This is a genomic window from Roseovarius sp. A46 (genome assembly GCF_004126395.1).
GTDB classification, from domain to species: domain Bacteria; phylum Pseudomonadota; class Alphaproteobacteria; order Rhodobacterales; family Rhodobacteraceae; genus Roseovarius; species Roseovarius nitratireducens.
Genome location: NZ_PVWS01000020.1, coordinates 250 through 24276 on the forward strand (window position 1 = coordinate 250; position 24027 = coordinate 24276).

Below are 24027 nucleotides of genomic sequence, written 5' to 3' on the forward strand. Positions count from 1 at the left end.
CAACGCTGCAAGTGGCGGAAATAGAAGAGGTATCTTGCACCATAAATCGCAGAGCGTAGCCGGGTTTGCGCCCACCCGGCGGTCGGGCGCTGCGCGGCTCATCGCTAAATGCCCAACGACCGCTCCAAGCCAATCGCACCCCTAACGACGCAACCAGCCTTAGCGGTTCCGTCCCACCCGGGCCGACCTCCGGCCCGCTCAGTCGAACTTGCGCGACGGTGCCAGCACGGTGGCCTCGCCGATCAGCACCTTCTTGCCCTCGACCAGACAACGGCAATCCAGTTGAACCCGGCGCTTGCCGTGGTCGATGCCGACCACTTCGACCTCGGCATGAACCATGTCGCCGGGGCGCACGGGGCCGAGGAATTTCAGCGTCTGCCCCATGTAGACGGTGCCGTGGCCGGGCAGTTGCTCGCCGATCACCGCCGAAATCAGCCCGGCGGTGAGCATCCCGTGGGCGATGCGCCCCTCAAAGATCGTGTCCTGCGCGTAATCATCATCCAGATGCACCGGGTTGCGGTCGGTCGAAACCTCGGCAAACATCTCGATATCGCGGTCGGTCACCACCTTTCGCAGATGGCGCGTCATGCCCATCTCGATATCCTCGATGCAGATCGTGCCGCGCGGCATGTTGTCCAACATTCGCCCCTCCGGGTGGTTTGGTGCGTAATTATGAGGCGAAGTCAGGCCCCGCTTTGGAATTTTATTACTTTGCGGGCGCAGAAAGATCAACCCCTAATCCATCACCTCAGATAGCCGATGGCATAGTTGGCATAGACATTTTCCTTTTCGAGGTATGCCTTTAGCGCTGCCTCATCGGGCTGCTGCGACGTTTTGGTCTCCTTCGCCGCGAGTCCGCCGGTGATGAAGAGGGAATCGATATCCTCGCCCATCGCGCCCAGGATGTCGGTCTGCGCCCCGTCGCCGATGGCGAGGATACGCGCGTTGTCGGAGTCGTGCCCGACCTCGGCGAGCCGTCGATGGGCGAGGTCGTAAATCGGCGGGTGTGGCTTGCCGAAATAGAGGCTTGTCCCACCCATCTCGGTATAGAGCCGCGCCAGCGCCCCCGCGCACCATTCGCGCACCTCGCCCCGGTCCACCACGATATCGGGGTTGGCGCAAAGCAGCTTGAGCCGCTTCTGCTTGGCATAGAGGAACGTCGGGCGCATCTCGGCGGGGTCGGCCATCGGGTCGAACGGGCCGGTGCAGACGATGCCCTCGGCTTCTTCCAGCGGCACCATCGTGACGTGCACCGGCGCGTCGACCACCCTGATCGGCTCGAAGAACAGCTCTTCATGCGGCTGGCCGATGAAATACACCCGTTCGCCCACCGCGCCCTCGAACATCGCCGCGCGGGCGCTGTCGCCGGAGGTGGCGATGGTGTCCCACGCGGCATCCGGCACGCCGAACGCGCGCATCTGCCGCTCCACGTCGCCGCGCGGGCGGGGCGAGTTGGTCAACAGCACCACCGCGCCCCCGGTTTCGCGATAGCGCACCAGCGCGGTGCAGGCATCGGGCAGGGCGCGCACCCCGTCATGGACACAGCCCCACAGATCGACGAACAGCGCGTCGTAGCGGGGGGCGATCTCCGAAAGGGCGGTGATGAGGCGGGTCATGGGCGTCTCCGTGCTTGGGTCGCGCGCAGATATGGCAGGGCCGCCACGCTTTGGCCAGCGCGCATGGCCAACCGCCGCGATGCGATCTATGCTCGCGCCATGACCGAACGGATCATCCACACCGAGGCCGATATCGCCGAGGGCGCGGCGCACCTCGCGGGGCTCTGCCCGCGCATGGCCCATGCCCGCGATCTGGTGGGCGAGGTGCCGCTCAGACGGCGCGAGGACGGGTTCGCGGCGCTCATGGGGGCCATTGTCAGCCAGCAGGTGAGCGTCGCCGCCGCCCGCGCGATCTGGGCGCGGCTGGAGGCGGCGGGACTGACCGCGCCGCAGGCCATCGCCGCAACGGACGAGGACGGGCTGCGCGCCGCCGGTCTCAGCCGGCAAAAGGCGCGCTACGTGCGCGCGTTGGCCGAGGCCGATCTCGATTACGCCGCGCTGCGCACGGCCCCCACCGACGAAGTGGTGACGAGACTCACCGAGGTGCCGGGAATCGGCGTCTGGACCGCCGAAATCTACGCCATGTTCAGCCTCGGGCGCGCCGATGTCTTTGCCCCCGGCGACCTCGCCTTGCAGGAATCGGCGCGGCTGCTCTACCGCCTGCCCGAGCGACCGAAGCCCGCGGCGCTGCGCGCGATGGCCGCGGACTGGTCGCCGTGGCGCGCGGTTGCGGCACGGCTCCTGTGGGCCTATTACCACGTCGCCAAGGACAGGGAAGGGATCGCATGACACGAGTTTTGCAGGCGGGCCGCAAGGACCCGCAATCGGGACAGGCGCGCTCGGCGGTGGTGTTCCTGCACGGCTACGGCGCCAATGGCGACGACCTCCTCGGCCTCGCCGATCCGCTGGCCGAGCATCTGCCCGACACTCTGTTCGTCGCCCCCGACGCGCCCGAGAGCATCCCCGGCATGCCCTTCGGCCTGCAATGGTTCCCGATCCCGTGGATCGACGGCTCAAGCGAGGAAGAGGCCGAGCGCGGCCTGATGGCCGCCGCCGCCGACCTCGACGCCTTTCTCGACGCGCTGATGGTGGACGAGGATCTGCTGCCCGAACAGGTGGTGCTGTTCGGCTTCAGCCAAGGCACGATGATGGCCCTCCACGTCGCCCCCCGCCGCGAGGACGAGGTGGCCGGGATCGTGGCCTTCTCGGGCCGCCTGCTGCGCCCCGACCTGCTGGCCGACGAGACCCGCAGCCGCCCGCCGGTCCTGCTGGTGCATGGCGATGCCGATGACGTGGTGCCGGTGCAGTCGCTGCCGCAGGCGGCCGAGGCCTTGCAGGAGGCGGGCTGGAAGGACGTCTATGCCCACGTGATGGAGGGCACCGGCCACGGCATCGCGCCCGACGGGCTGTCCGTGGCGCTGGCGTTCATGCGCGACAAGCTGGGGCTCTGAGCGGCGCGGGCCGTGCGGCGCGCGGGCTCACTCCGCCGCGCGCAGCGGTGAACGGCCGCTGGCGCGCAACACGTCCGACACGTCTTCGGGGCGCGGCGTGTCGGCTTCCTCGTTCTCGCCATAGCCCGCGTGGGCTGCGTCGCGCTCATCGGGCCAGACCAGCTCCGTTCCCCGCGCCCGCCGCGCCGCGCGCGCCAGCGCCCAGTCGCGTGCCGTCCTGCTCGTCCGGCCCAGCGACAGCACCGCCAGCCCCCGCGCGATCCACAGCACATAGGTCACCGCCCAGACCCGCAGCGCCAGCATCGCAGGCGTAAAGACCAGCGTCAGCACCGTCGCGATACCGAGGCCAAACACCACCGCCGTTGCCAACTGCTTCCACCAGAGCGCGGTGGGGCTGTTGAAGGCATAGCCACCGTTGATGAAATCGAGGCTGAGGCCGAACATCATCGGCGCGAGGCCGGCCATCGTCGTGATCGTGGTCAGAAGCACCGGGCGGATGCGGTCCTGCGCCGTGCGGGTGATCGCCGAAATGCGCGGCATGTAGCGGGAATAATCCTGGTAGGTGTCGATCAGCACGATATTGTTGTTCACCACGATACCGGCCAGCGCGACGATGCCGGTGCCGGTCATGATGATGGAAAACGGCTGGTTCATCACCAGCATCCCCACCAGCACCCCGGTTGTGGACAGCACCACCGCCAGCAACACCAGCACCGCGTTGTAGACGCTGTTGAACTGCGCCAGCAGGATGATGAACATGAGGCCAAGCGCCCCCGCGAACGCCTTTTGCAGGAACTCGCCCGATTCCTCCTGATCCTCGGCGTCGCCGGTCCATTCATAGCTGATGCCCGGCGGCAGCACGCCGCTCTCCAGCCACCCGGTCAGCCGCTCGATGCGCTCGTTGGCGGTGAGCGGCACCTCGCGCGTCTCGCCATCCGCGCCGGTCACCGCGGTGGTCAGCCCGTCGCGCACCGCCGCCTTTACGTCGAAGAAGCGGGTCTGGTCGATGCGGTCGATCTGCGCAAGCTGCTCGACCGGCCTGCGCGTGATGAAGGCCGACAGCGGCACGAGGCCGTTTTCCGTGCGGACCTTCAGCGTATCGAGGGTCGAGAGCACGCGGTCCTGCTCGGGCAGGCGCACGCGAATCTCGATCTCCTCGTCGCTGCTGTCCACGCGCATCGTGTCCAGGAGGATGCCGCGTGTCACTAGCTGCACCATCGCGCCCACGGTCGCCACGTCCGCGCCGAAACGGCCCGCGCGCTCCACGTCCACGTCCACCTGCCAGTCGATGCCCGGCAGCGGCAGCGTGTCCTCGATCTGGTAGAGGCCCTCGGTCTCTTCGAACCGCGCCCGCGCCTCCTTGGTAAAGCGTTGCAGCGCCGCCCAGTCGTCACCGCGGATTCGCAGGTGCACCGGCTTGGCCGAGGAGGGCCCGCGCGCCTGCGCGAGAATCTCGACCATGATGCCGGGGATGCGCTCCAGTTCCGCGGTCAGGTCGTCGATGATGCGGTCGCCGTCATACGCCGGATCGACCACGCTGCGCCGCACCTCGAAATCCAGGAACGGCACGGTGAACCACGCCTCGGTGGACTGCGGGCGGTCTTCCCACGGGATGGTCTCGAACTGCACCTGCCCGATCGTGTCGCGCGGCGGCTGCGCGCCGCCAGTATTGTTGTTCAGCCCGCCCTCGCCGGCAAAGGCAAAGGCGGTGGTGACGCCGGGATGGGCGCGCACGATCTCCTCGGCCTGCCGCACCAGGCTGTCCTTCTGGTCGAGCGACAGGTTGCCGCGCCCGCGCACGTAGACGATGGCCTGCTCCGGTTCGCTGTCCACGAAGAACTCGGTGCCGTTGTTGTTGTTGACGTAGAACATCAGCACCGAGCCGACGATCACGAACACCGCGCCAAAGGCCACCAGCGGCATCACCGGGTTGCCCACGATGGCGTGGATGACCCAGCCAAAGGCCGAGCGGCGATAGCCCGCGCGCACGCGGCCCCGCCTTTGCGGCAGCACCATGCGCCCCAGCGCCCGCACCCCGTTGCCAAGCCGCCGCGGGATGGCCAGAAGCCCCAGCAATAGCGCCGTCACCCCCGCGACCCCGGTAGCCATCAGCGCCACGGCGCCCAGCACCAGCCCGAACACGGTGGCCAGCACCGGGATGACCGAGCCGAGGATGTCGCCGCCATCCATCATCGCGAATTGCGCGCTCACCTGTTCGAGCACCATAGGCAGCGTCCGCCCCGCCAGCGCCGCCGCGCCCGCCGCCCCCGGCAGCAGCAGCAGGTGCCACAGCCAGAAACCGCCGGCGATTGCCGCGGTGCGCTGATCGAACCACCGCTCCAGCCGTCCGGTCACGCCGCCGAGCACCGGCAGGTAGACCAGCGCCACCAACAGCGAGGCCGACAGCACGAAGATGAGCGTCACCGGCAGCATCCCCATGAACTCGCCCGGGATGCCCGGCCAGAACAGCATCGGCAGGAACGCGCAGAGCGTGGTGGCGGTCGAGCTGACCACCGGCCAGAACATGCGCTTGGCGGCAGCCACATAGGCGTGCATCGGGCCCTCGCCATCGGCGATGCGCTTGTCTGCGTATTCCACCACCACGATAGCCCCGTCCACCAGCATCCCCACCGCGAGGATTAGGCCGAACATCACGATGTTCGACACCGCCACCCCCATCACGGCCAGCAGGGCAAAGCACAGCAGGAACGATGTCGGGATCGCGAATCCCACCAAGAGCGCGGGCCGGATGCCCAGCGCGGCCAGTGTCACGATCATCACCAGCGCGATCGCGGTCAGCACCGAGCCCTCGAGCTGGCTGACCATGGATTCCACCGTGCGCGACTGGTCGTTGGAGGTGCCCACGTTGACCGCGACCTGCAATTCCTCGGGCCAAGTCTTCTCCGCCTCGGCCACCTCCGCGCGCACCAGGTCGGCGGTCTCGATGATGTTGAAGCCCCGGCGCTTGACCACCTGCAACGCGACGCTGGTCTCGCCGTTGAACCGCGCGGTGCCGGTGCGGTCCTCGAAGGTGAGGTTGATCGTGGCCAGATCGCCCAGCGTCACCACCCGGTCGCCATTGGTCTTGATCGGCAGGTCGTAGATGTCGCGCGTCTCTTCGAACGACGACGGAATCTTGACCGCGAATGTCCCCTGCGCGGTATCGACCTCACCCGCGGCGATCAGTTGGTTGTTGTTCCGCACCACGTTGATCAACTCGAGCGCGGTGACGTTGTAGGCCTCGAGCCGCAGCGGGTCGATCACCACCTCCACCATCTCGTCACGGTTGCCGGCGATGCCCGCCTCGAGGATCGGCTCCATCGATTCGAGCCGGTCCTGAAGATCATTGGCCAGCCGCGACATGGTGCGCTCGGGCACCGGGCCCGAGAGGTTGACGATGATGATCGGGAACTCGCTGAAATTCACCTCGTTGAGGGTGTATTTCTCGAACCCGTCGGGAAACTCGGCCTCCGCCGTGTCCATTGCGTCGCGCACATCGGCGAGGATCTTGGTCTTGTCCCAGCCGAACTCGAATTCCAGCGCCACGCCGCCGTAATTCTCGGCCGCTGTGCCGGTCATCTTCTTCAGCCCGTCGAGATCGCTCAGCTCGCGCTCCATCGGCTTGACCAGCAGCTTCTCGCTGTCCTCGGCGGAAATGCCCGGGAACGGGACCGAGATGAACAGCGCGGGCACCTCGATATCCGGCTCACCCTCCTTGGGCAGGCCGATATAGGCGAACGTGCCGGCGAGGACCGACAGAACCACGAAGGCCAGCACCATCCGCGCGTGCGCGGCCGCCCAGTCGACGATCCCGGTCATTGACCCAGCTCCCGGTAGCTCGGCTTCACGCGCACGCCCGCGCGCACGTATTCCTGCCCGATCACGATGATGTCGGCGCGCTCGGGCAGCCCGGTCAGCCACACGCCCGCGGGCGTGTCGCGCATGAGCGTCACCTGGGCGAATCGCACGCTGTTTTCCTCGTCCACGAGCCGCAGTCCCAGTGTGCCCTCGTCATTGAGCGTCAGCGCCGATTGCGGCACCAGATGCGCGCGACGCCCCGCCGAGGCGATGGCGATCTCGGCGGTCTCGCCGTCGCGCAGCGTCAGGTCTGGGTTCGGCACGCGCACGTCCACGCGAAAGGTGCGGGTCGTCGGGTCCGCCGAGCGCGACACGAAGCTCACCTCGCCCGCCACCTCTTGGCCAGAGGCGGTGCGCGCGGTCGCGCGCGCGCCGGTCTCGACGCGCGCCACGTCGGTCTCCGACACGAACCCCACCAGCGTGATCGGATCGAGCTTCATCACCGTGGCGCAGAGCGCACCTGGCTGAAGCAGGCTGCCCAGCTCGGCGGTCTCGGTCTCCAGCACGCCGCCGAACGGGGCGTGAATCGTCAGCCGGTCGATCTCTTCCTCGGCGGCGGTCACGCCCGCACGGGCCGATTCGATGTTGGCGCGGGCGGATTCGAGCCCCGATGTGGCGCTCTCGACGCCCGACTCGGCAGCGCGTAGCGCGGCGCGGGTGGCGGCGACGCGGGTTTCCGAGGCGTATCCGTTTTTCACCAGGTTGCTTGCCGCGCGATAGTTGATCTGCGCTTCCTCCAGCGCCGCGCGCGCCTCCTCCAGCCGCGCCTGCGCCTCGGGCACGCGCGCCTGTGCCTCCTTGAGCCGCGCCCTGGCTTCCTCCAGCGTCGCCTGCCGCGCCGCCGGGTCTAGCCGACAGAGCACGTCACCCGCCTCGACAAACGCCCCCCGGCCCAGCGGCTCGGAAACCACCAGCCCGGATGTCTCGGCGCGCAGATCGACCTCCCGGTCGGCCTCGGTGCGCCCGCGCAACTTCACCGCGCTGTCCACCTCGCGCGCCTCCGAGCGCTGCACCACGACGCGCATCAGGCCCGGCTCGCCCGCCTCCGTGGCGTCGGCGGTGCCGGTCTCCTGTGCGGCCTCTGCTTCGGCCGCGTCCCCGGCGCCGGCGGGCAGCATCGCAACGAGCCGCTCACGCTCGAACACGAAGGTATAGATGGCCGCAGCGACCAGGAGGGCGATCAGAACTGGAAACAGGCGCATGTCATGTCTTTCGAACGGATTACTGCGGCACACAAGAAGGCCGCGCATTACGGCCTTACCGTCATACGCTGAACCGACCGGTTCAGATTAAACCTTTCCGCCGTCGCCGACAAGCGCGATCTCGCGCGCGTCCCGCGGCCCTTGGCAGCGCGGGGCCGACACGCTAAGAGGGGCGGAAATCCTGCAGGGGGTGCGGCGTGAGCGACACGGACAGTTTCATTGACGAGGTGACCGAGGAGGTGCGCCGCGACCGGCTGTTCCGGCTGATGCGCCGCTATGGCTGGATCGGTATTCTGGCGATCCTGCTGCTGGTGGGCGGCGCGGCATGGAACGAGTGGCGCAAGGCGCAGGCCGAGGCCGAGGCGCAGGCCTTCGGCGATGCGCTCCTCACGGCGCTGGCACAGGAGGACGCGGCCGAGCGCGCCGATGCGTTGCAGGCGATCCCGGCCCCCGGCCCGGGGGGCGCGGCGGTGGCGGGGCTGCTCGCCGCGGACGCACAGGCCCGGGGGGACGCCCCGGGCGCGGCGACCCGGCTGCTCGCATTGGCGGACCGGCCCGACGTGCCCGCCATCTACCGCCGTATCGCGACGCTCAAGGCGGTGGCGCTGCCGGATACGGGGCTCTCGGCCGAGGCACGCCGTGCCCGGCTCGTGCCACTGACCGACGCGCCGGGTCTTGTCCGGCTGCTGGCCGAGGAACAACTTGCCATGATCGACATCGAGACCGGCGCCCGCGCCGACGCGCTCGACCGGTTGGCGACGCTGGCGGTGGATGCCGAGGCGACAGAGGCCTTGCGCCGCCGCGTGGCACAGGTGATTGTGGCGCTGGGCGAGGATGTGCCCGAGATACCGGGCGCGCCCGGGCAGGCCGGGGTCGGACAATGACCGGGGGGCCGGGTATGACGCGACAGATGGGGGCAGGCGTGGTGACGGCGAAAACGGTTCTTCTCGCGATGGCGGCGGCCCTCGTTCTTGCAGGTTGCGAAAAGCGGGAGCCGATCCTGCCTGGCGAGCGCGAAAACATCCGCGAGGTGCTCCAGAGCGAGGCGCGGCGCGCACAGGCCGAGGAGACCCCGGTCAACCGCGCGGCCCCGATCTCGCTGCCCGCGGCGGTGACCAACGCCGCCTGGCCGCAACGCCCGGGCTCGCCCGCCACCCGCACCGCGCATCCCGCGCTTTCCGCTTCTCCCGCGCTGGCGTGGTCGGCGGGCATCGGCGCGGGCGATGGCCGCCGCGCGCGCATCACCGCTGATCCGGTGGTGGCGGCGGGCCGCGTCTTTACCCTCGACGCGCAGACCCGCGTCTCGGCGGTTTCCACGGCGGGCGAGGTGCTGTGGGCCACCGACCTCACACCGCCCAATGACAGCCCCGACAACGCCAGCGGCGGCGGGCTGGCCTATGGTGATGGGCGACTCTTCGTCACCTCGGCCTTCGGCATCGTCACCGCGCTCGACGCCGAAACCGGCGCGGTGCTCTGGCAGCAGGATGTCGACGCGCCGACCACCACCGCGCCCGCGGTCTACGATGGGCTGGTCTACGTGGTGGCGGGCGACGAGGTCGCCTGGGTGCTCGATTCCGAGACGGGGCGCGTGCGCTGGCAGCTCTCGGGCACGCCCGACATTCACAATGTGCTCGGTGGCCCCGCCCCGGCGATCACCGAGAAATACGCCGTCTTCGCCTTCGGCGCGGGCGAGGTGCAGGGCGCGTTCCGCAAGGGCGGGCTGCGGCTCTGGGACGCGCAGGTCGCGGGCGAGCGCCGCGGCGTGGCAAGTGCGCGTGTCCGCGACGTCACCGGCGATCCGCTGGTGGTAGGCGACCGCGTCTACGTGGGCACCCATTCGGGCCGCATGGTGGCGCTCAGCCTCGGCAGCGGCAAACGCCTCTGGACCGCGGGCGAGGGGCCGCTCAACCCGATCTGGCCCGCGGGCGGCTCGTTGTTCCTGGTGAGCGACCGAAACGAGCTGGTGCGCCTCTCGGCCGAGGATGGCAGCCGTATCTGGGGCCAGCCGCTGCCGCTCTTCACCGCGCGCAAGCCCAAGCGGCAGGCGGGCATCGTCGGCCATTACGGCCCGGTGCTGGCGGGCGGGCAACTCGTGCTCGCATCCGCCGACGAGAGGCTGCGCTTCTTCGATCCGGTCTCGGGGCGACTCACCCGCGAGACGGCGCTTCCCGGCGGGGCGGCGAGTAACCCGGTGGTCGCGGGCGGCACGCTCTACGTCGTGTCCAAGAAGGGTCAGCTTCTGGCTTTCCGTTGACGCCCCGATCCTGTATCACGCACGCTTGATCGACAGCGGAGCCGCGTCATGTCCTTTACCCTCGCCATCGTGGGTCGCCCCAATGTGGGCAAATCCACGCTGTTCAACCGCCTTGTCGGCAAGCGCCTCGCGCTGGTCGATGACACGCCCGGCGTGACCCGCGACCTGCGCGAGGGGGCGGCGCGGCTGGGCGACCTGCGCTTTACCGTGATCGACACCGCCGGGCTCGAGGACGCCACCGACGATAGCCTCGAAGGGCGGATGCGGCGGCTGACCGAGCGCGCGGTGGAGATGGCCGATGTCTGCCTGTTCGTGATCGACGCGCGCGCGGGCGTGACGCCGACCGACGAGATATTCGCCGATATCCTGCGCAAACGCTCGGGCCATGTGATCCTCGCCGCCAACAAGGCCGAGGGTGCCGCCGCCGAGCCGGGCGTCTACGAAGCCTACGGGCTGGGCCTTGGTGATCCGGTGCAGATTTCGGCCGAGCATGGCGAGGGGATGAACGAGCTTTACGCGCGGCTGATGCCGCTCTCGGACAGCTTCGACGCGCGGGCCGAGGCCGAGGCGCCCGAGACCGACGTGCCGCTCGACGACGAAGCCGACCCCGACGACGAGACCGTGCCCGCCTATCTCGCGCCGACGCCCGAGCGCCCCTTGCAGGTGGCCGTCGTGGGCCGCCCCAATGCCGGGAAATCCACGCTCATCAACACCATCCTCGGCGAGGAGCGGCTGCTCACCGGCCCCGAGGCCGGGATCACCCGCGACGCGATCTCGCTCACGCTCGACTGGGACGGGCTGCCGGTGCGCCTCTTCGATACGGCGGGTATGCGCAAGAAGGCGCGGGTGCAGGACAAGCTGGAAAAACTGTCGGTCTCCGACGGGCTGCGCGCGGTGAAATTCGCCGAGGTGGTGGTCGTGCTTCTGGATGCCGCCATCCCCTTCGAGCAACAGGACCTGCGCATCGCCGACCTGGCCGAGCGCGAGGGCCGCGCCGTGGTGGTGGCCGTCAACAAGTGGGACATCGAAGAGGACCGGCAGGGCAAGCTGCGCGAGTTGAAGGAGGCGTTCGACCGGCTCCTGCCGCAATTGCGCGGCGCACCCCTGGTCACCGTCTCGGCGCGGACGGGCAAGGGGCTCGACCGGCTGCGCGACGCGGTGCAAAAGGCCCACGAGGTCTGGAACCGCCGCATCCCCACGGCACAGCTCAACCGCTGGCTGGCGGGCATGGTCGAGCAGCACCCGCCCCCCGCGCCGGGCGGCCGCCGCATCAAGCTGCGCTACATGACCCAGGCCAAGACCCGCCCGCCGGGCTTCGTGGTGATGTGTTCGCATCCCGACAAGATGCCAGAGAGCTATCGCCGCTACCTCGTCGGCGGCCTGCGTACCGATTTCGACATGCCGGGCACGCCCATCCGCCTGCACCTGCGCAGCCAGTCCGACAAGAACCCCTACAAGACCCGGAAAAAGCCGGGCCCGTCGCGGCTGCGCAAGCACCTGTGATGCGGTCGGCGCCGGCGGCCCTTTCCGGCTAACGGCCCTCCGACCACAGCGCCTCGTACACCGCGCCGATCCCGTCGGCCTCGCGGGTGACGCTGTAATGGCCCGTGGCCACCTCGCGCGCCGCGCGCGCCATCGCCGCGTGGCGGGCCGGATCGTCGAGCAGCCCCGAGACCGCGCCCGCCGCATCCCCGGTCACGATCCCGGCGCGCCCCTGCGCCGAGAACTCGGCGTAATGCCCGGCATCGGCGGCCACGAACGGCACGCCGCAGGCCATGCCCTCCAGCGGCACCATGCCATACCCCTCGTAGCGCGGCAGTTGCACGATCAGGCTCAGCGCGGGCAGCAGCCCGCGCAAATCACCGGGCGCGATCTCGCCCACGAACAGCAACCGCCCGGCCAGCCCCGCCCCGGCGACCTGCGCCTTGAGCCGGTCGAGAAACGCCGCATCCGCCTTGGCCGCGCGCCCGATCACCAGCGCGGTGAGATCGGGATGGCGCGGCAGCACCTCCAGCATCGTGGCCACGAACCGGTCGGTGCCCTTCTCGGGGCGGATGCGCCCGATGGTGGCAATGCCCCGCGCACCGGGATAGCCGGTGGCCCGCCACGCCGCCGCGCGGTCGCGGGCGGGGGCAAAGCCATCGCAATCCACCCCGTGGGGCACCACCGCGTGCAGGTGCGGAACCAACTCGCCCGCCGCATCGGTGGTGGCGATCACCGCATCCATCCGCGAGATGAGCCAGCGCGGCAGCGCCGAGTGCCGGCGCTGCGCGGCGGAGGTAAAGACGATGCGGATGGGCAGCCGCAGCACGTCGCGCGCCCAGAGCGCGGCGCGCATCTCGCTGTTGCGGCGCACGTGCCAGATGGTGAACGGCCGTGCCCCCGGGCTCCGCGACAGCCGCCGCGCCTCGGCCCGGCTCACCGGCGCGGGGCAGCCGGGCAGGGCGACATCCGAGAGCGCCATGTCGTAGCGCTCTGCCTGCACCCGCACCACCCCCGCCGCCGTGGCCGAGACCCCGGTGAAGTTGCGGTTGAAATTGGTGACGATGAGCTCGGTCATGGGCGGCGGGATCCGGATATTTCCGGCAAGATGAAGCGAGGCGTCATGACGCGCCCTCCAGCCCCAGCGCGGCGGTCAGGTCGGCGGTGAGCGTGTCCAGCGCGCCCGCGTCCCCGGCGACGAACCCGCGCGCGGCGTCGCGCATCGCGTCGAGCCGGTCGGACGCGCCCAGGAGCCGCGAAAGCGACACCGCGAGCGCCGCCCCGTCCGCGACCTCTTCGCCCGCCCCGGCGGCATCGAGCGCGGGGTAGATTTCGGCGAAATTGGCATAGAGCGGCCCGTGCAGGATGGCCGAGCCGGCATGGGCGGGCTCATAGGGCGTGTGCCCCCCCACCGCCGTGAACGACCCGCACAGGCAGGTGACGGGGCAGAGCGCATACCAAAGCCCCATCTCGCCCAGCGTGTCGGCGAGATAGACCTGCGTCTCCGGCGCGGGCACGGCCCCGATGGCGCGGCGCGCGCCGGTGAACCCCCGCTCCGCGATCAGCACCTCCAGGTCCGGACCGCGCTCGGGGTGGCGCGGTGCGAGGATCAGCAATGCCTCGGGCAGATGGGCCAGCAGGCGGCGATGCGCGTCGAGCACGATCTCCTCCTCGCCCGGATGGGTCGAGGCGGCAAGCCAGACCGCGCGGTTGCCGATCTGCCCGGCCAGCGATGCGCGTGCCGTCTCGTCCACCGGGAGCGCGCCCGACAGCGCCTTGAGGTTCGGCCCCTGCCGCGCCCGATCGAGCCCGAGCGCGCGCAGGTTGGCCTCGGTGCGGGCGTCCTGGCAGTGGATCAGGCGGAAATGGCCCAACAGGTGGCGCGCGGTGCGCGCCGCGCGCGCCCACCCGCGCGCCGAGCGGTCCGACAACCGCGCGTTCACCAGCGCCAGCGGCACGCCAGCGCCCGCGCTCTCGCGCAGCATCTGCGGCCACAGCTCGCTTTCCACGAAAACGCCCGCATCGGGCCGCCAATGGCGCAGGAACCGGCGCAGCGCAGGTCGCGTGTCGAGCGGTGCGAACTGGTGCCGGCTGCGCGGCGGCAGGCGGCGGGCAAGCATCTCTGCCGAGGTGGCGGTGCCCGAGGTGATCAGGAATTCGGTCTCCGGCTGCGCGCGGCCCCATTGCGCGATAAGCGGCAGGATCGAGGCGCTCTCGCCAACCGAAGCGGCGTGGAACCAGACCAGCCGCCCCTCGGGCCGGGGCAGGGTGGCGTGACCCATCCGCTCGCGCCAGCGCGCCGGGTCGGTGCCGTGGGCTGCGAGCTTGCGCCGCACGCGGGCGTAGGCCACTGGCCCCATGAGGTCGGCCGCCGCGCCGTAGAGCCGCAGCGGCAGGGGCGCATTGCCGCGGCGCATCAGCCGCCGGTATGGCTCATGTGGCGCGACATGCGGCCCTCGACCGACTGGCGCGAATAGTCGAAATCGTGGCCCTTGGGCTTCATCGCGATGGCCGCGCGGATCGCCTCTTCCAGCGGCGCGTCATCGCCGGGATGGTTGCGCAGCGCCGGTCGCAGGTCGGCCATGTCTTCCTGGCCAAGGCACATGTAAAGCTCGCCGGTGCAGGTCAGCCGCACGCGGTTGCAGCTTTCGCAGAAATTATGGGTGAGCGGCGTGATGAAGCCGATCTTTTGCCCGGTTTCCTCCAGCCGCACGTAACGCGCCGGGCCGCCCGAGCGTTCGTCCAGATCGGTGAGCGTGTAGTCCTCGGCCAGCCGGGCGCGCAGGTCGCTCAGCTTCCAGTATTGGTCGAGCCGGTCCTCGTTGCCGATATCGCCCATCGGCATGACCTCGATAAAGGTCAGGTCCATGTCGCGGCTCTTGCACCACTCGACCAGCGTGAACAGCTCGTCCTCGTTAAAGCCCTTGAGCGCCACGGTGTTGATCTTGACGCGCAGCCCGGCGGCTTGCGCGGCGTCGATCCCCTTGAGCACCTGCGGCAGACGGCCCCAGCGGGTGATGTCGGCGAATTTCGTCTCGTCGAGCGTGTCGAGCGAGATGTTCACCCGCCGCACCCCCGCAGCATAAAGGTCATCCGCGAACCGCCCGAGCTGCGAGCCATTGGTGGTCAGCGTCAACTCCTTCAGCGCGCCGGTTTCCAGATGTCGGGTCATGGCGTTGAAGAAGGTCATGATCCCCTTGCGCACCAGCGGCTCGCCACCGGTGATGCGCAGCTTTTCGACGCCGAGGCGCACGAAGGTCGAGCACATGCGGTCAAGCTCTTCCAGCGTCAGCAGTTCCTTCTTGGGCAAGAAGGTCATGTTCTCCGACATGCAGTAGACGCAGCGAAAATCGCAGCGGTCGGTGACAGAGACGCGCAGGTAGGAGATGGCGCGCTGAAACGGATCTATCAGAGGAACGGTCATGTCGGGAAACTAGGCCCCGGCGCGACGCGGGGCAAGGGGCATCTTGCGTTGCGGTGCGCGGTTGCGGCGGTTACGCTGGCCTCATGTCGGGAATGGTGCGTGTCGTGCTGGTGTGTCTGCTTGCCGGGGGCTGTGCGCTCCTCGGGCCGATAGAGAGGTCCACGGACCCGCCGCCCGAAACGCCCGCCCCGCCGGTTGAAACCGAGAAGGACGAGGCCGCCACGCCCCAGGACGCGCCCGCCGCCCCCACGCTGCCCGCGACGACCGTCGCCTCACTCGGTGACGTGACCCGCCCGGGGCTGTGGATGCGCACCCCGCTCGTCACCTCCCCGATGCGCGGGCGGGTGAGCGACCCGCGCACCGGGCGCGCGGTGGTGCTCGATCTCATCCCGCTCGAGGCCGAGCCGGGGGCGGGAAGCCGGATGTCGCTCGCGGCTTACCAACAGCTTAACCTGCCGCTCACCGCGCTGCCGGAATTGCGCGTCGAACCTGCAGGTTGAGCGTTTGAACCGTGAGGTTCACTCCACCGTCACCGATTTTGCGAGGTTGCGGGGCTGGTCCACGTCGGTGCCCTTGGCGATCGCCGTGTGATAGGCGATGAGCTGCGCGGGCAGCGCATAGAGGATGGGCGCCAGCACCGGGTCGGTCACCGGCATGGTGATCGCGCGGAACGTGCCTTCGCCCGCCGCCGCGATCCCGGCGGCATCCGAGACCAGCACGATCCGCCCACCGCGCGCCATCACCTCCTGCATGTTCGACACGGTCTTGTCGAATAGCGCGTCGCAGGGTGCCATGACGATCACCGGCAGGCTCTCGTCGATGAGCGCGATAGGGCCGTGCTTGAGTTCGCCTGATGCATAAGCTTCGGCGTGTATGTAACTGATTTCCTTTAGTTTCAGCGCGCCTTCCAGCGCTAGCGGATACATTAGCCCGCGACCCAGGAACAGCGCGCTCTGCACCGCGGCCAGGTCGCGCGCCACGTCGCGAATGCGGTGGTCGATCTCCATCGCGGTGTTGAGCGTGGCAGGCAGGCCGCGCAGGGCCGACAGCAGGTCCGAAAGCCGCGCCGCGTCCATCCGTCCGCGCGCGCGCGCCGCGCGCAGGGCCAACAGCAACAGAACGGTGAGCTGGCAGGTGAACGCCTTGGTCGAGGCGACGCCGATCTCTGCCCCGGCATGGATCGGCAACGCCAGATCGCTCTCGCGCGCGATCGAGCTTTCCTCGACATTGACCACCGAGACGACCCCCTCGACCCGGTCCCGGCAATAGCGCAAGGCGGCCAGCGTGTCGGCGGTCTCGCCCGACTGGCTGACGAAAATGGCCAGCGTGCCGGGCACGATGGGCGGCTCGCGGTAGCGAAATTCCGACGCGATATCAACGTCTACGGGCAAACCCGCCAGTTGCTCGAACCAGTATTTCGCGGTGAGGCAGGCGTAATAGGCCGTGCCGCAGGCCACCAGCGTAAGCCGCTCGATACGCGCGAGATCGGGCAGCGCGTCGGGCAGGCGGATGTCGTCGCCGGCCTCTGTCAGGTAGTGGCGCAGGGCGTTGCCGATGACCATCGGCTGCTCGGCGATCTCCTTGGCCATGAAATGCCGATGTCCGCCCTTGTCCACCAGCGCGTGGTCGAGCGCAATGGTCTTGACGGGCCGGTTGGCGCGGCGTCCCTCGGCATCGGTGATGATCACCCCGGCACGGGTGACGACGGCGATATCGCCCTCTTCGAGATAGGTGATGCGGTCGGTCATCGGCGCGAGCGCGATGGCGTCCGAGCCCACGAACATCTCGCCCTTCCCGTGGCCGATGGCCAGCGGGCTGCCCTTGCGCGCGGCGATAAGCAGGTCGTCCTCGCCCTCGAACAGGAACAGCAGCGCATAGGCCCCGTCGAGCCGCGCGATGGTGGCGCGCGCGGCCTCTTCGGCGCTCATGCCCTCGTGCATGTAGCGGCAGGTGAGCAGCGCCACCGTCTCGGTATCGGTGTCGGTCTCGTGGCCGAACCCGGCCTCGGCCAACTCGGCGCGCAGCTCGCGGAAATTCTCGATGATGCCGTTATGCACCACCGCCACCGGTCCGGCGCGGTGGGGGTGGGCGTTCGTCTCGGTGGGCGCGCCGTGGGTGGCCCAGCGGGTATGGCCGATGCCCGCCTTGCCCGGCAGCGGCTGGTGCACCAGCAGATCGGAGAGGTTGACCAGCTTGCCTACTGCGCGGCGGCGGTCCAGGCCCCCGGCGTTGACGGTGGCAACCCCGGCACTGTCATAGCCGCGGTATTCCAGCCGCTTGAGCGCGTCGAGCAGCATTGGTGCCGCTTCGTGATTTCCCAGAACCCCGACGATCCCGCACATCAGCGTTCTCCCTCGTTGCGAGTGTCTTTCGCCGCGCGCAGCCGCGCGAAGAGCCGCGCGGCAAAGCCGGGCTTGACCTCTTGCCGCGCCCGCGCCACGGCGAGCGCGCCGGCTTCGACATCGCGGGTGATCACCGAGCCCGAGCCCGTCATCGCCCCGTCGCCCACGCGCACCGGCGCGACGAGCATCGTATCCGAGCCGATGAACACATCCGCGCCGATGGTGGTGCGATGCTTGCTCACCCCGTCGTAATTACAGGTGATCGTGCCCGCGCCGATATTGGTGTTCGCGCCGATCGCGGCATCGCCGATATAGCTCAGGTGGTTGACCTTGGCCCCCTCGTCGAGGATAGCGTTCTTGACCTCGACGAAATTGCCGATGCGCACGTCCTCGGCCAGTTCGGTGCCGGGGCGCAGACGGGCATAAGGCCCCACCACCGCGCCGCGCGAGACGTGACAGCCCTCGAGATGCGAGAACGCCCGTATATGCGCGCCGGACTCGACGGTAACGCCCGGGCCGAACACCACGTAAGGCTCGATCACCGTGTCGCGGCCCACCACGGTGTCGCGGGCGAAATGCACCGTCTCGGGCGCGGTGAGGGTGATGCCCGTCTCCAGCGCCTCGGCGCGGGCGCGCGCCTGAAAGGCGGCCTCGGCGGCGGCAAGCTCGGCGCGGGAGTTGACGCCCAGCGTCTCGGACTCGTCGCAGGTGACGGCGGTGGCCTTGAGGCCCCGCGCACGGGCGATGCCAACGATATCGGTGAGGTAGTATTCCCCGGCGGCGTTGTCCCGGCCCACTTCGGCGACCAGGTCGAAGAGCAGGCCCGCGGGCGCCATCACCACGCCGCTGTTGCACAGCCCGATGGCGCGCTCGCTGTCGCTGGCGTCCTTGAATTCGACGATGCGGATAAGGCTCTCGCCCTCCATCACCAACCGCCCGTAGCGGCCCGGCTCTTCGGGGGCAAAGCCCAGCACGACGACGTCGTGATGGCGCCGCGCCTCCATCATCCGCCCGAGCGTCTCGGGGCGGATAAAGGGCGTGTCGCCGTAGAGCACCAACGCGTCGCCGTCGAAATCGCCAAGCGTGTCCGCAGCCTGCGCCACCGCATGGGCCGTGCCGCGCTGTTCGGCCTGGATCACCACTTGCGCCACGCTGTCATGCGCGGCCAGCGCCGCGCGCACCGCGTCCGCGCCATGCCCTGCCACCACCACCGTGCGTGCAGGGCCAAGCGCCTCTCCTGCCGCGATGGCATGGACGAGCAGCGGCGCGCCCGCCACCTCGTGCAGAACCTTGGGCTGGTCCGAGTGCATTCTCGTGCCCTTTCCGGCGGCGAGAACGATCAGGGCAACGGACATGTTTCAATCTCTTTTCCGGTGACAACGTCTGCGTCGTTCTAGACATTCCGCAAAGTCGCGCAAGGGCGGGGCCAGTAAAACCTTGTGACCGTTCGGTGACAGCGCTAAGCGGTTTCCTGCCGGAACACGCACGATAAGGGGGCGCGATGCGCACCGTGGTTTTCGATCTCGACGGCACGCTGGCCGATACCAGCGGCGATCTCATCGCCGCCGCCAATGCCTGTTTTCGCGGAATGGGCGTGGCGGATTTGCTATGCCCCTCGCGCGACGTGGGGGTGGCGCTGCGCGGCGGGCGGGCGATGCTGCGACTGGGCATGGAGCGGCTCGGGCGCGGTGGAGACGAGGCCGAGATCGACCGGCAATATCCCCTGCTTCTGGCCGCATACGAGGGCGCGATCGACCGGCACACGCGGCTCTATCCCGGTGCGATGGCGGCGGTGGAGGGCTTGCGCGAAGCGGGCTACCGCGTGGCCATTTGCACCAACAAACCCGAGGCGCTGGCGCGGCTTCTGCTGGAGAGGATGGGCGTGCTCGACCGGTTTCACGCGCTTACCGGGGCCGATACGCTGTCGGTGCGCAAGCCCGACCCCGAGCACCTGCGCGAGACCGTGCGCCGCGCGGGCGGCGATCCGGTGCGTGCGCTTCTGGTGGGCGACAGTGACACCGACCGCGACACGGCGCGCGCCGCAGGCGTGCCGTCGGTGCTGGTGGGGTTCGGGCCGTCGGGTGCGGACATGGCCGCGCTCTCGCCCGAGGCCATCATCGGCCATTTCGACGAGCTTCCTGCCGCGGTGGCGCGGCTCATCGGCTGAGCGCGGGGCGCGGTTTCGGCTTTCGTGAAAGAGCGGCGGCGGGCCATTGACGCAAGGCCCGGCGCACGCCAAAACCAGTGTATGACCGAGGTATTCAAAGGCAGCTTCACCCAGCAGGAGCCGATTCCCGACGAGGGAATCGCGGCGGCGCTCGAGGTGATGCGGTCGGGGCGGCTGCACCGCTACAACCTCGCCCCCGGCGAGTCGGGCGAGGTGGCGATGCTGGAACGAGAGTTCGCCAATCATGTCGGCGCGCGCCACGCGCTTGCCGTCACCTCGGGGGGCTACGCGATGGCCACCGCGCTGCGGGCGCTGGGGGTGGGGTCCGGTGATCGGGTGCTCACCAATGCCTTTACCCTTGCGCCGGTGCCCGGTGCCATCGCAAGCGTCGGCGCGCAGCCGGTTTTCGTGGGCGTGACCGAGGGGCTGACCATCGACCTTGACGATCTCGCCGCCAAGGCGGGGCAGGCACGGGTGCTGATGCTCAGCCACATGCGCGGGCACCTGGCGGATATGGACCGGCTGATGGAGGTCTGCGATGCGCACGGCCTCGCCGTGATAGAGGATTGCGCGCACACGATGGGGGCGGCGTGGCGCGGTATCCCCTCCGGGCGCTGGGGCAAGGTGGGCTGTTTCTCGACCCAGACCTACAAGCACATGAATTCCGGCGAGGGCGGATTCCTCGTCACCGATGACGACGAGGTGATGGCGCGCGCGGTGATCCTGTCGGGATCCTACATGCTCTACGAGCGCCACGGCACGGTGCCGCCCGAGGAGGTGTTCGCGCGGGTGAAGTACGACACGCCCAATGTCTCGGGGCGGATGGACCACCTGCGCGCGGCGATCCTGCGCCCGCAACTGCGCATGCTGGAGGATCAGTGCGACCGCTGGAACGCGCGCTATCGCGTGGTGGAGGAGGGGCTGCGCGGCACGCCGGGCCTCACGCTGGTCGAGCGGCCCGAGGCCGAGCGCTATGTCGGTTCGTCGATCCAGTTCCTGCTGCTCGACTGGGAGGGCGGCGCCGTGGCCGAGGTAATCCGTCGTTGCGCCGCGCGCGGGGTCGAACTCAAGTGGTTCGGGGGCGCGGAGCCGGCGGGCTTTACCAGTCGCTACGACAGCTGGCGTTATGCGCCGTCGGCGCCCATGCCCGCCACCGACCGCATCCTGCGCGGCATCCTCGACATGCGCCTGCCGTTGACTTTCAGCCTCGACGACTGCGCGCAGATCGCCCGCATCATCCGCGCCGAGGTGGGCGCGGTCTGGCAGAACCGCGCGGCCTGACCTGACCGGCCCCATGGCACCGGCCGAAGGGGGCGCTGCCCCACCGCCGCGGCGACTCTCCCGGAGTATTTTGCCAGGAAGAAGCCGCTGCGCGCGGGATTGACGGGGTGTGCGGTTTGCGGCTATAAATGAACAAGTGTTCAATAAATGCCGGAGACCGGGGATGTTCAACGCGGTGATGAGCTTTGATCTGGGCGAGGATGTGAACGCCCTGCGCGAGATGGTGCATCGCTGGGCGCAGGAGCGCATCAAGCCGATGGCGGCGGAGATAGACCGCGAAAACACCTTTCCGGGCGCGCTCTGGCGCGAGATGGGCGACCTGGGTCTGCTGGGCATCACCGTGCGGGAGGAATATGGCGGCGCGGGGATGGGCTATCTCGCCCATGTCGTCGCCGTGGAGGAGATCGCCCGCGCCTCGGCCTCGGTGTCGCTCAGCTATGGCGCGCATTCCAACCTCTGCGTCAACCAGATCAAGCTCAACGGCAGCGAGGAGCAGAAGGCGAAATATCTGCCCGGCCTCATTAGTGGCGAGCATGTCGGCGCGCTCGCCATGTCCGAGGCGGGGGCGGGCAGCGACGTGGTGTCGATGAAGCTGCGCGCCGAGCGGCGCAACGATCACTACCGGCTGAATGGCAACAAGTACTGGATCACCAACGGCCCCGATGCCGATACGCTGGTGGTCTATGCCAAGACCGATCCCGATGCCGGATCGAAGGGCATTACCGCCTTCCTGATCGAGAAGACGATGACAGGCTTCAGCACCTCGCCGCATTTCGACAAGCTGGGGATGCGTGGGTCGAACACCGCCGAACTCATTTTCGAGAATGTCGAGGTGCCGTTCGAGAACGTGCTGGGCGAGGAGGGGCGCGGCGTGCGCGTGCTCATGTCCGGCCTCGACTACGAGCGCGTGGTGCTGGCGGGGATCGGCACCGGGATCATGGCGGCGTGCCTCGACGAGATCATGCCCTACATGGCCGAGCGCCGCCAGTTTGGCCAGCCGATCGGCTCGTTCCAGCTCATGCAGGGCAAGATGGCGGACATGTACACCGCGATGAACTCGGCGCGCGCCTATGTCTACGAGGTGGCCAAGGCCTGCGACCGGGGCGACGTGACCCGCCAGGACGCCGCGGCCTGCTGTCTCTATGCCTCCGAGCAGGCGATGGTGCAGGCGCACCAGGCGGTGCAGGCCATGGGCGGGGCGGGCTTTCTCAACGACTCTCCTGTGGCACGCATCTTCCGCGACGCCAAGCTCATGGAGATCGGCGCGGGAACCAGCGAGATCCGCCGGATGCTGGTAGGCCGCGAGATGATGGGGGCGATGGGGTGAGCCGATGCCGTGTCGTCTGATCCATCTGCCGGTGGTGGCCCGTGCGGGGCACGAATATTTCGTCGATAGCTTTGGCCGAGTGGTGGACGTGGCGCGACCGGGGGTGGCGTCATGAGCAAGATGCGACCCCTCCTCCGCCGCGCGTCCTACGAGGCGCTCTGTGACGGGTTTCGCTGGGACATCCCGGCGCGGCTCAACATGGCGGCGCAGGTTTGCGACGACTGGGCAGCGCGGGAGTCGGACCGGCTGGCGATCCGCGATCTGTCGGGCGAGGGCCCGCACGAGGTGAGCTATGGCGCGCTGCGGCGTATGGCCGACGGGCTGGCGCAGGCGCTGGTGGCGCGGGGCGTGGTGCGCGGCGACCGGGTGGGCGTGTTGCGCAGCCAGGGCGCGTGGTGCGCGGCGGCGCATATCGCGATCTGGAAAATCGGCGCGATTTCAATCCCCTTGTTCAAGCTCTTCAGGCAGGATGCGCTGACGAGCCGGGTGGGTGATGCGGGCGCGCAGGTGGTTATCACAGATGCCGAGGGCGTGGACATGTTGGCCGCGCTGGACGGCGTGACTGCCCTCGTTCCGGAAAAGACCACTCTGCCGGACGGCCGGTTCGACACGGCAGAGACCGGGCCCGAAGAGCCGGCGGTGCTGATCTACACCAGCGGCACAACGAGCAGCCCCAAGGGCGCGCTGCACGGCCACCGGGTTCTGACCGGCCACCTGCCGGGGGTCGAGATGAGCCATGATTTTCTGGGTCAGGAGGGCGATTGCCTGTGGACGCCCGCGGACTGGGCCTGGATCGGCGGGCTGTTTGACGTGCTGATGCCGGGGCTGGCCATCGGCGTGCCGGTGGTGGCCGCGCGGATGGCGCGATTCGATGTCGATCAGTGCTTGAGGATCATCCGCGAAGGCGCTGTCAAAAATATCTTTTTCCCACCGACCGCGCTTCGGATGTTGCGCGCGGAGGAGGCCCACCTAGACGGGTTGCGCAGCGTCGCGAGCGGTGGCGAGCCGCTGGGGCCGGAGATGCTCGACTGGGGGCGGCAGGCGTTCGGCCTGACGATCAACGAGTTCTACGGGCAGACCGAGTGCAACATGGTGGCCAGCTCTTGTGCCGCGCTGTTTGCGCCGCGTCCCGGTGCGCTGGGCCGTGCGGTGCCCGGGCATGCGGTGGCTGTGATCGACGCCGAGGGGCGCGAGACGGCGGGCGAGGGCGACATCGCGATCGCGCGAGGATCCGCCTCCATGATGCTGGAATATATCAACAAACCGAGTGAGACGACAGAAAAGTTCCGGGGCGACTGGATGCTGACCGGAGATCGGGGCGTGGTCGTCGATGGGTATATCCGGTTCGTTGGCCGCGAGGATGACGTCATCACTTCGGCGGGCTATCGAATCGGGCCTGCGGAGATCGAGGATTGTCTGCTCACGCATCCGGCGGTGGCAACTGCCGGCGTGGTGGGCAAGCCCGACCCGCTGCGCACCGAGATCGTCAAGGCCTACGTGGTGTTGCGCCCCGCCGCCGAGGTTGGCGCCGAGGAACTTCAGGCATGGGTTAAGGAGCGGCTTTCAAGACATTCTTACCCAAGGGAAATATCTTTTATTGATGCGTTGCCGATGACCGTCACGGGCAAGGTGATTCGCAAGGAGCTGAAGGCGCGTGCGGCGCGGGAGGCGGGGCAATGAGGG

The 24027-nt window shown here is 68.9% G+C and carries 19 protein-coding genes; 10 read left to right on the plus strand and 9 right to left on the minus strand.

Annotated features, from left to right (window positions below):
- Positions 1 to 198: 198 nt before the first annotated feature.
- Together C6W92_RS11490 and C6W92_RS11495 are read right to left on the minus strand one after the other, a co-directional pair.
- Positions 199 to 642, minus strand: coding sequence for a MaoC family dehydratase (locus tag C6W92_RS11490; RefSeq protein WP_129433240.1), 444 nt, complete (start codon positions 640 to 642; stop codon positions 199 to 201).
- Positions 643 to 743: 101 nt separating this feature from the next.
- Entirely contained in the window at positions 744 to 1616 is an 873-nt protein-coding gene (locus tag C6W92_RS11495; RefSeq protein ID WP_129433243.1) for a TIGR01459 family HAD-type hydrolase, read from the minus strand.
- A 99-nt stretch (positions 1617 to 1715) separates the two neighbouring features.
- On the opposite strand from C6W92_RS11495, the gene C6W92_RS11500 reads away from it, so the two are divergent.
- Together C6W92_RS11500 and C6W92_RS11505 are read left to right on the plus strand one after the other, a co-directional pair.
- Positions 1716 to 2345: a DNA-3-methyladenine glycosylase gene (locus C6W92_RS11500; RefSeq protein ID WP_129433246.1), complete on the plus strand. Its 630-nt coding sequence runs from the start codon at positions 1716 to 1718 to the stop codon at positions 2343 to 2345.
- Positions 2342 to 3007: an alpha/beta fold hydrolase gene (locus C6W92_RS11505; RefSeq protein ID WP_129433249.1), complete on the plus strand. Its 666-nt coding sequence runs from the start codon at positions 2342 to 2344 to the stop codon at positions 3005 to 3007. The genes C6W92_RS11500 and C6W92_RS11505 overlap by 4 nt, the downstream gene beginning before the upstream one ends.
- 27 nt (positions 3008 to 3034) lie before the next feature.
- Here C6W92_RS11505 and C6W92_RS11510 read toward each other — a convergent pair whose 3' ends face one another.
- Entirely contained in the window at positions 3035 to 6826 is a 3792-nt protein-coding gene (locus tag C6W92_RS11510; RefSeq protein WP_129433251.1) for an efflux RND transporter permease subunit, read from the minus strand.
- Positions 6823 to 8067 carry an efflux RND transporter periplasmic adaptor subunit gene (locus tag C6W92_RS11515; RefSeq protein WP_129433254.1) on the minus strand — a complete coding sequence of 415 codons (1245 nt, stop codon included), beginning with the start codon at positions 8065 to 8067 and terminating at the stop codon, positions 6823 to 6825. The genes C6W92_RS11510 and C6W92_RS11515 overlap by 4 nt, the downstream gene beginning before the upstream one ends.
- A 197-nt stretch (positions 8068 to 8264) precedes the next feature.
- On the opposite strand from C6W92_RS11515, the gene C6W92_RS11520 reads away from it, so the two are divergent.
- Genes C6W92_RS11520 through der form a run of 3 tightly spaced genes read left to right on the plus strand, consistent with a single transcriptional unit; the run spans position 8265 to position 11824 of the window.
- Complete coding sequence (locus C6W92_RS11520) at positions 8265 to 8951, plus strand: tetratricopeptide repeat protein (RefSeq protein WP_129433257.1); 687 nt, start codon at positions 8265 to 8267, stop codon at positions 8949 to 8951.
- Positions 8952 to 8965: 14 nt separating this feature from the next.
- Positions 8966 to 10321 (plus strand): PQQ-like beta-propeller repeat protein, encoded by a 1356-nt coding sequence (locus C6W92_RS11525; RefSeq protein WP_241691145.1) that lies wholly within the window; start codon positions 8966 to 8968, stop codon positions 10319 to 10321.
- A gap of 48 nt (positions 10322 to 10369) precedes the next feature.
- Entirely contained in the window at positions 10370 to 11824 is a 1455-nt protein-coding gene (gene der, locus C6W92_RS11530; protein WP_129433260.1) for a ribosome biogenesis GTPase Der, read from the plus strand.
- Positions 11825 to 11852: 28 nt separating this feature from the next.
- Here the strand turns inward: der and C6W92_RS11535 are convergent, their stop codons facing one another.
- From C6W92_RS11535 to moaA, 3 genes are read right to left on the minus strand one after another with little or no spacing between them, the layout of a single operon-like run.
- Positions 11853 to 12881, minus strand: coding sequence for a glycosyltransferase family 4 protein (locus C6W92_RS11535; protein WP_129433263.1), 1029 nt, complete (start codon positions 12879 to 12881; stop codon positions 11853 to 11855).
- A gap of 43 nt (positions 12882 to 12924) precedes the next feature.
- Positions 12925 to 14220, minus strand: a complete 1296-nt coding sequence (locus C6W92_RS11540; RefSeq protein ID WP_129433266.1) for a 3-deoxy-D-manno-octulosonic acid transferase — start codon at positions 14218 to 14220, stop codon at positions 12925 to 12927.
- Positions 14220 to 15227, minus strand: coding sequence for a GTP 3',8-cyclase MoaA (gene moaA, locus C6W92_RS11545; protein ID WP_129433269.1), 1008 nt, complete (start codon positions 15225 to 15227; stop codon positions 14220 to 14222). Before moaA ends, C6W92_RS11540 begins: the two co-directional genes overlap by 1 nt.
- A gap of 83 nt (positions 15228 to 15310) precedes the next feature.
- Here moaA and C6W92_RS11550 point away from each other — a divergent pair, with 83 nt between their 5' ends.
- The gene (locus C6W92_RS11550) at positions 15311 to 15727 is read left to right on the plus strand and encodes a hypothetical protein (protein WP_129433272.1); all 417 of its coding nucleotides are present in this window, start codon (positions 15311 to 15313) and stop codon (positions 15725 to 15727) included.
- 18 nt (positions 15728 to 15745) lie between these two features.
- Here C6W92_RS11550 and glmS read toward each other — a convergent pair whose 3' ends face one another.
- Positions 15746 to 17569: a glutamine--fructose-6-phosphate transaminase (isomerizing) gene (gene glmS / locus C6W92_RS11555; RefSeq protein ID WP_129433275.1), complete on the minus strand. Its 1824-nt coding sequence runs from the start codon at positions 17567 to 17569 to the stop codon at positions 15746 to 15748.
- Complete coding sequence (glmU, locus tag C6W92_RS11560; protein WP_129433278.1) at positions 17569 to 18924, minus strand: bifunctional UDP-N-acetylglucosamine diphosphorylase/glucosamine-1-phosphate N-acetyltransferase GlmU; 1356 nt, start codon at positions 18922 to 18924, stop codon at positions 17569 to 17571. Before glmU ends, glmS begins: the two co-directional genes overlap by 1 nt.
- Positions 18925 to 19070: 146 nt before the next feature.
- Between glmU and C6W92_RS11565 the strand changes: the two genes are divergently transcribed.
- From C6W92_RS11565 to C6W92_RS11580, 4 genes are all read left to right on the plus strand, one after another.
- The gene (locus C6W92_RS11565) at positions 19071 to 19736 is read left to right on the plus strand and encodes an HAD-IA family hydrolase (protein WP_129433281.1); all 666 of its coding nucleotides are present in this window, start codon (positions 19071 to 19073) and stop codon (positions 19734 to 19736) included.
- A gap of 81 nt (positions 19737 to 19817) precedes the next feature.
- A complete protein-coding gene (locus C6W92_RS11570) occupies positions 19818 to 21017 on the plus strand; it encodes an aminotransferase class I/II-fold pyridoxal phosphate-dependent enzyme (RefSeq protein ID WP_129433284.1) in 1200 nt (399 codons plus the stop codon).
- A 163-nt stretch (positions 21018 to 21180) separates the two neighbouring features.
- Positions 21181 to 22344, plus strand: a complete 1164-nt coding sequence (locus tag C6W92_RS11575) for an isovaleryl-CoA dehydrogenase (protein WP_129433287.1) — start codon at positions 21181 to 21183, stop codon at positions 22342 to 22344.
- A gap of 111 nt (positions 22345 to 22455) precedes the next feature.
- On the plus strand, positions 22456 to 24024 hold the full coding sequence (locus C6W92_RS11580) for an AMP-binding protein (RefSeq protein WP_129433290.1): 1569 nt from the start codon (positions 22456 to 22458) through the stop codon (positions 24022 to 24024).
- Positions 24025 to 24027: the final 3 nt, after the last annotated feature.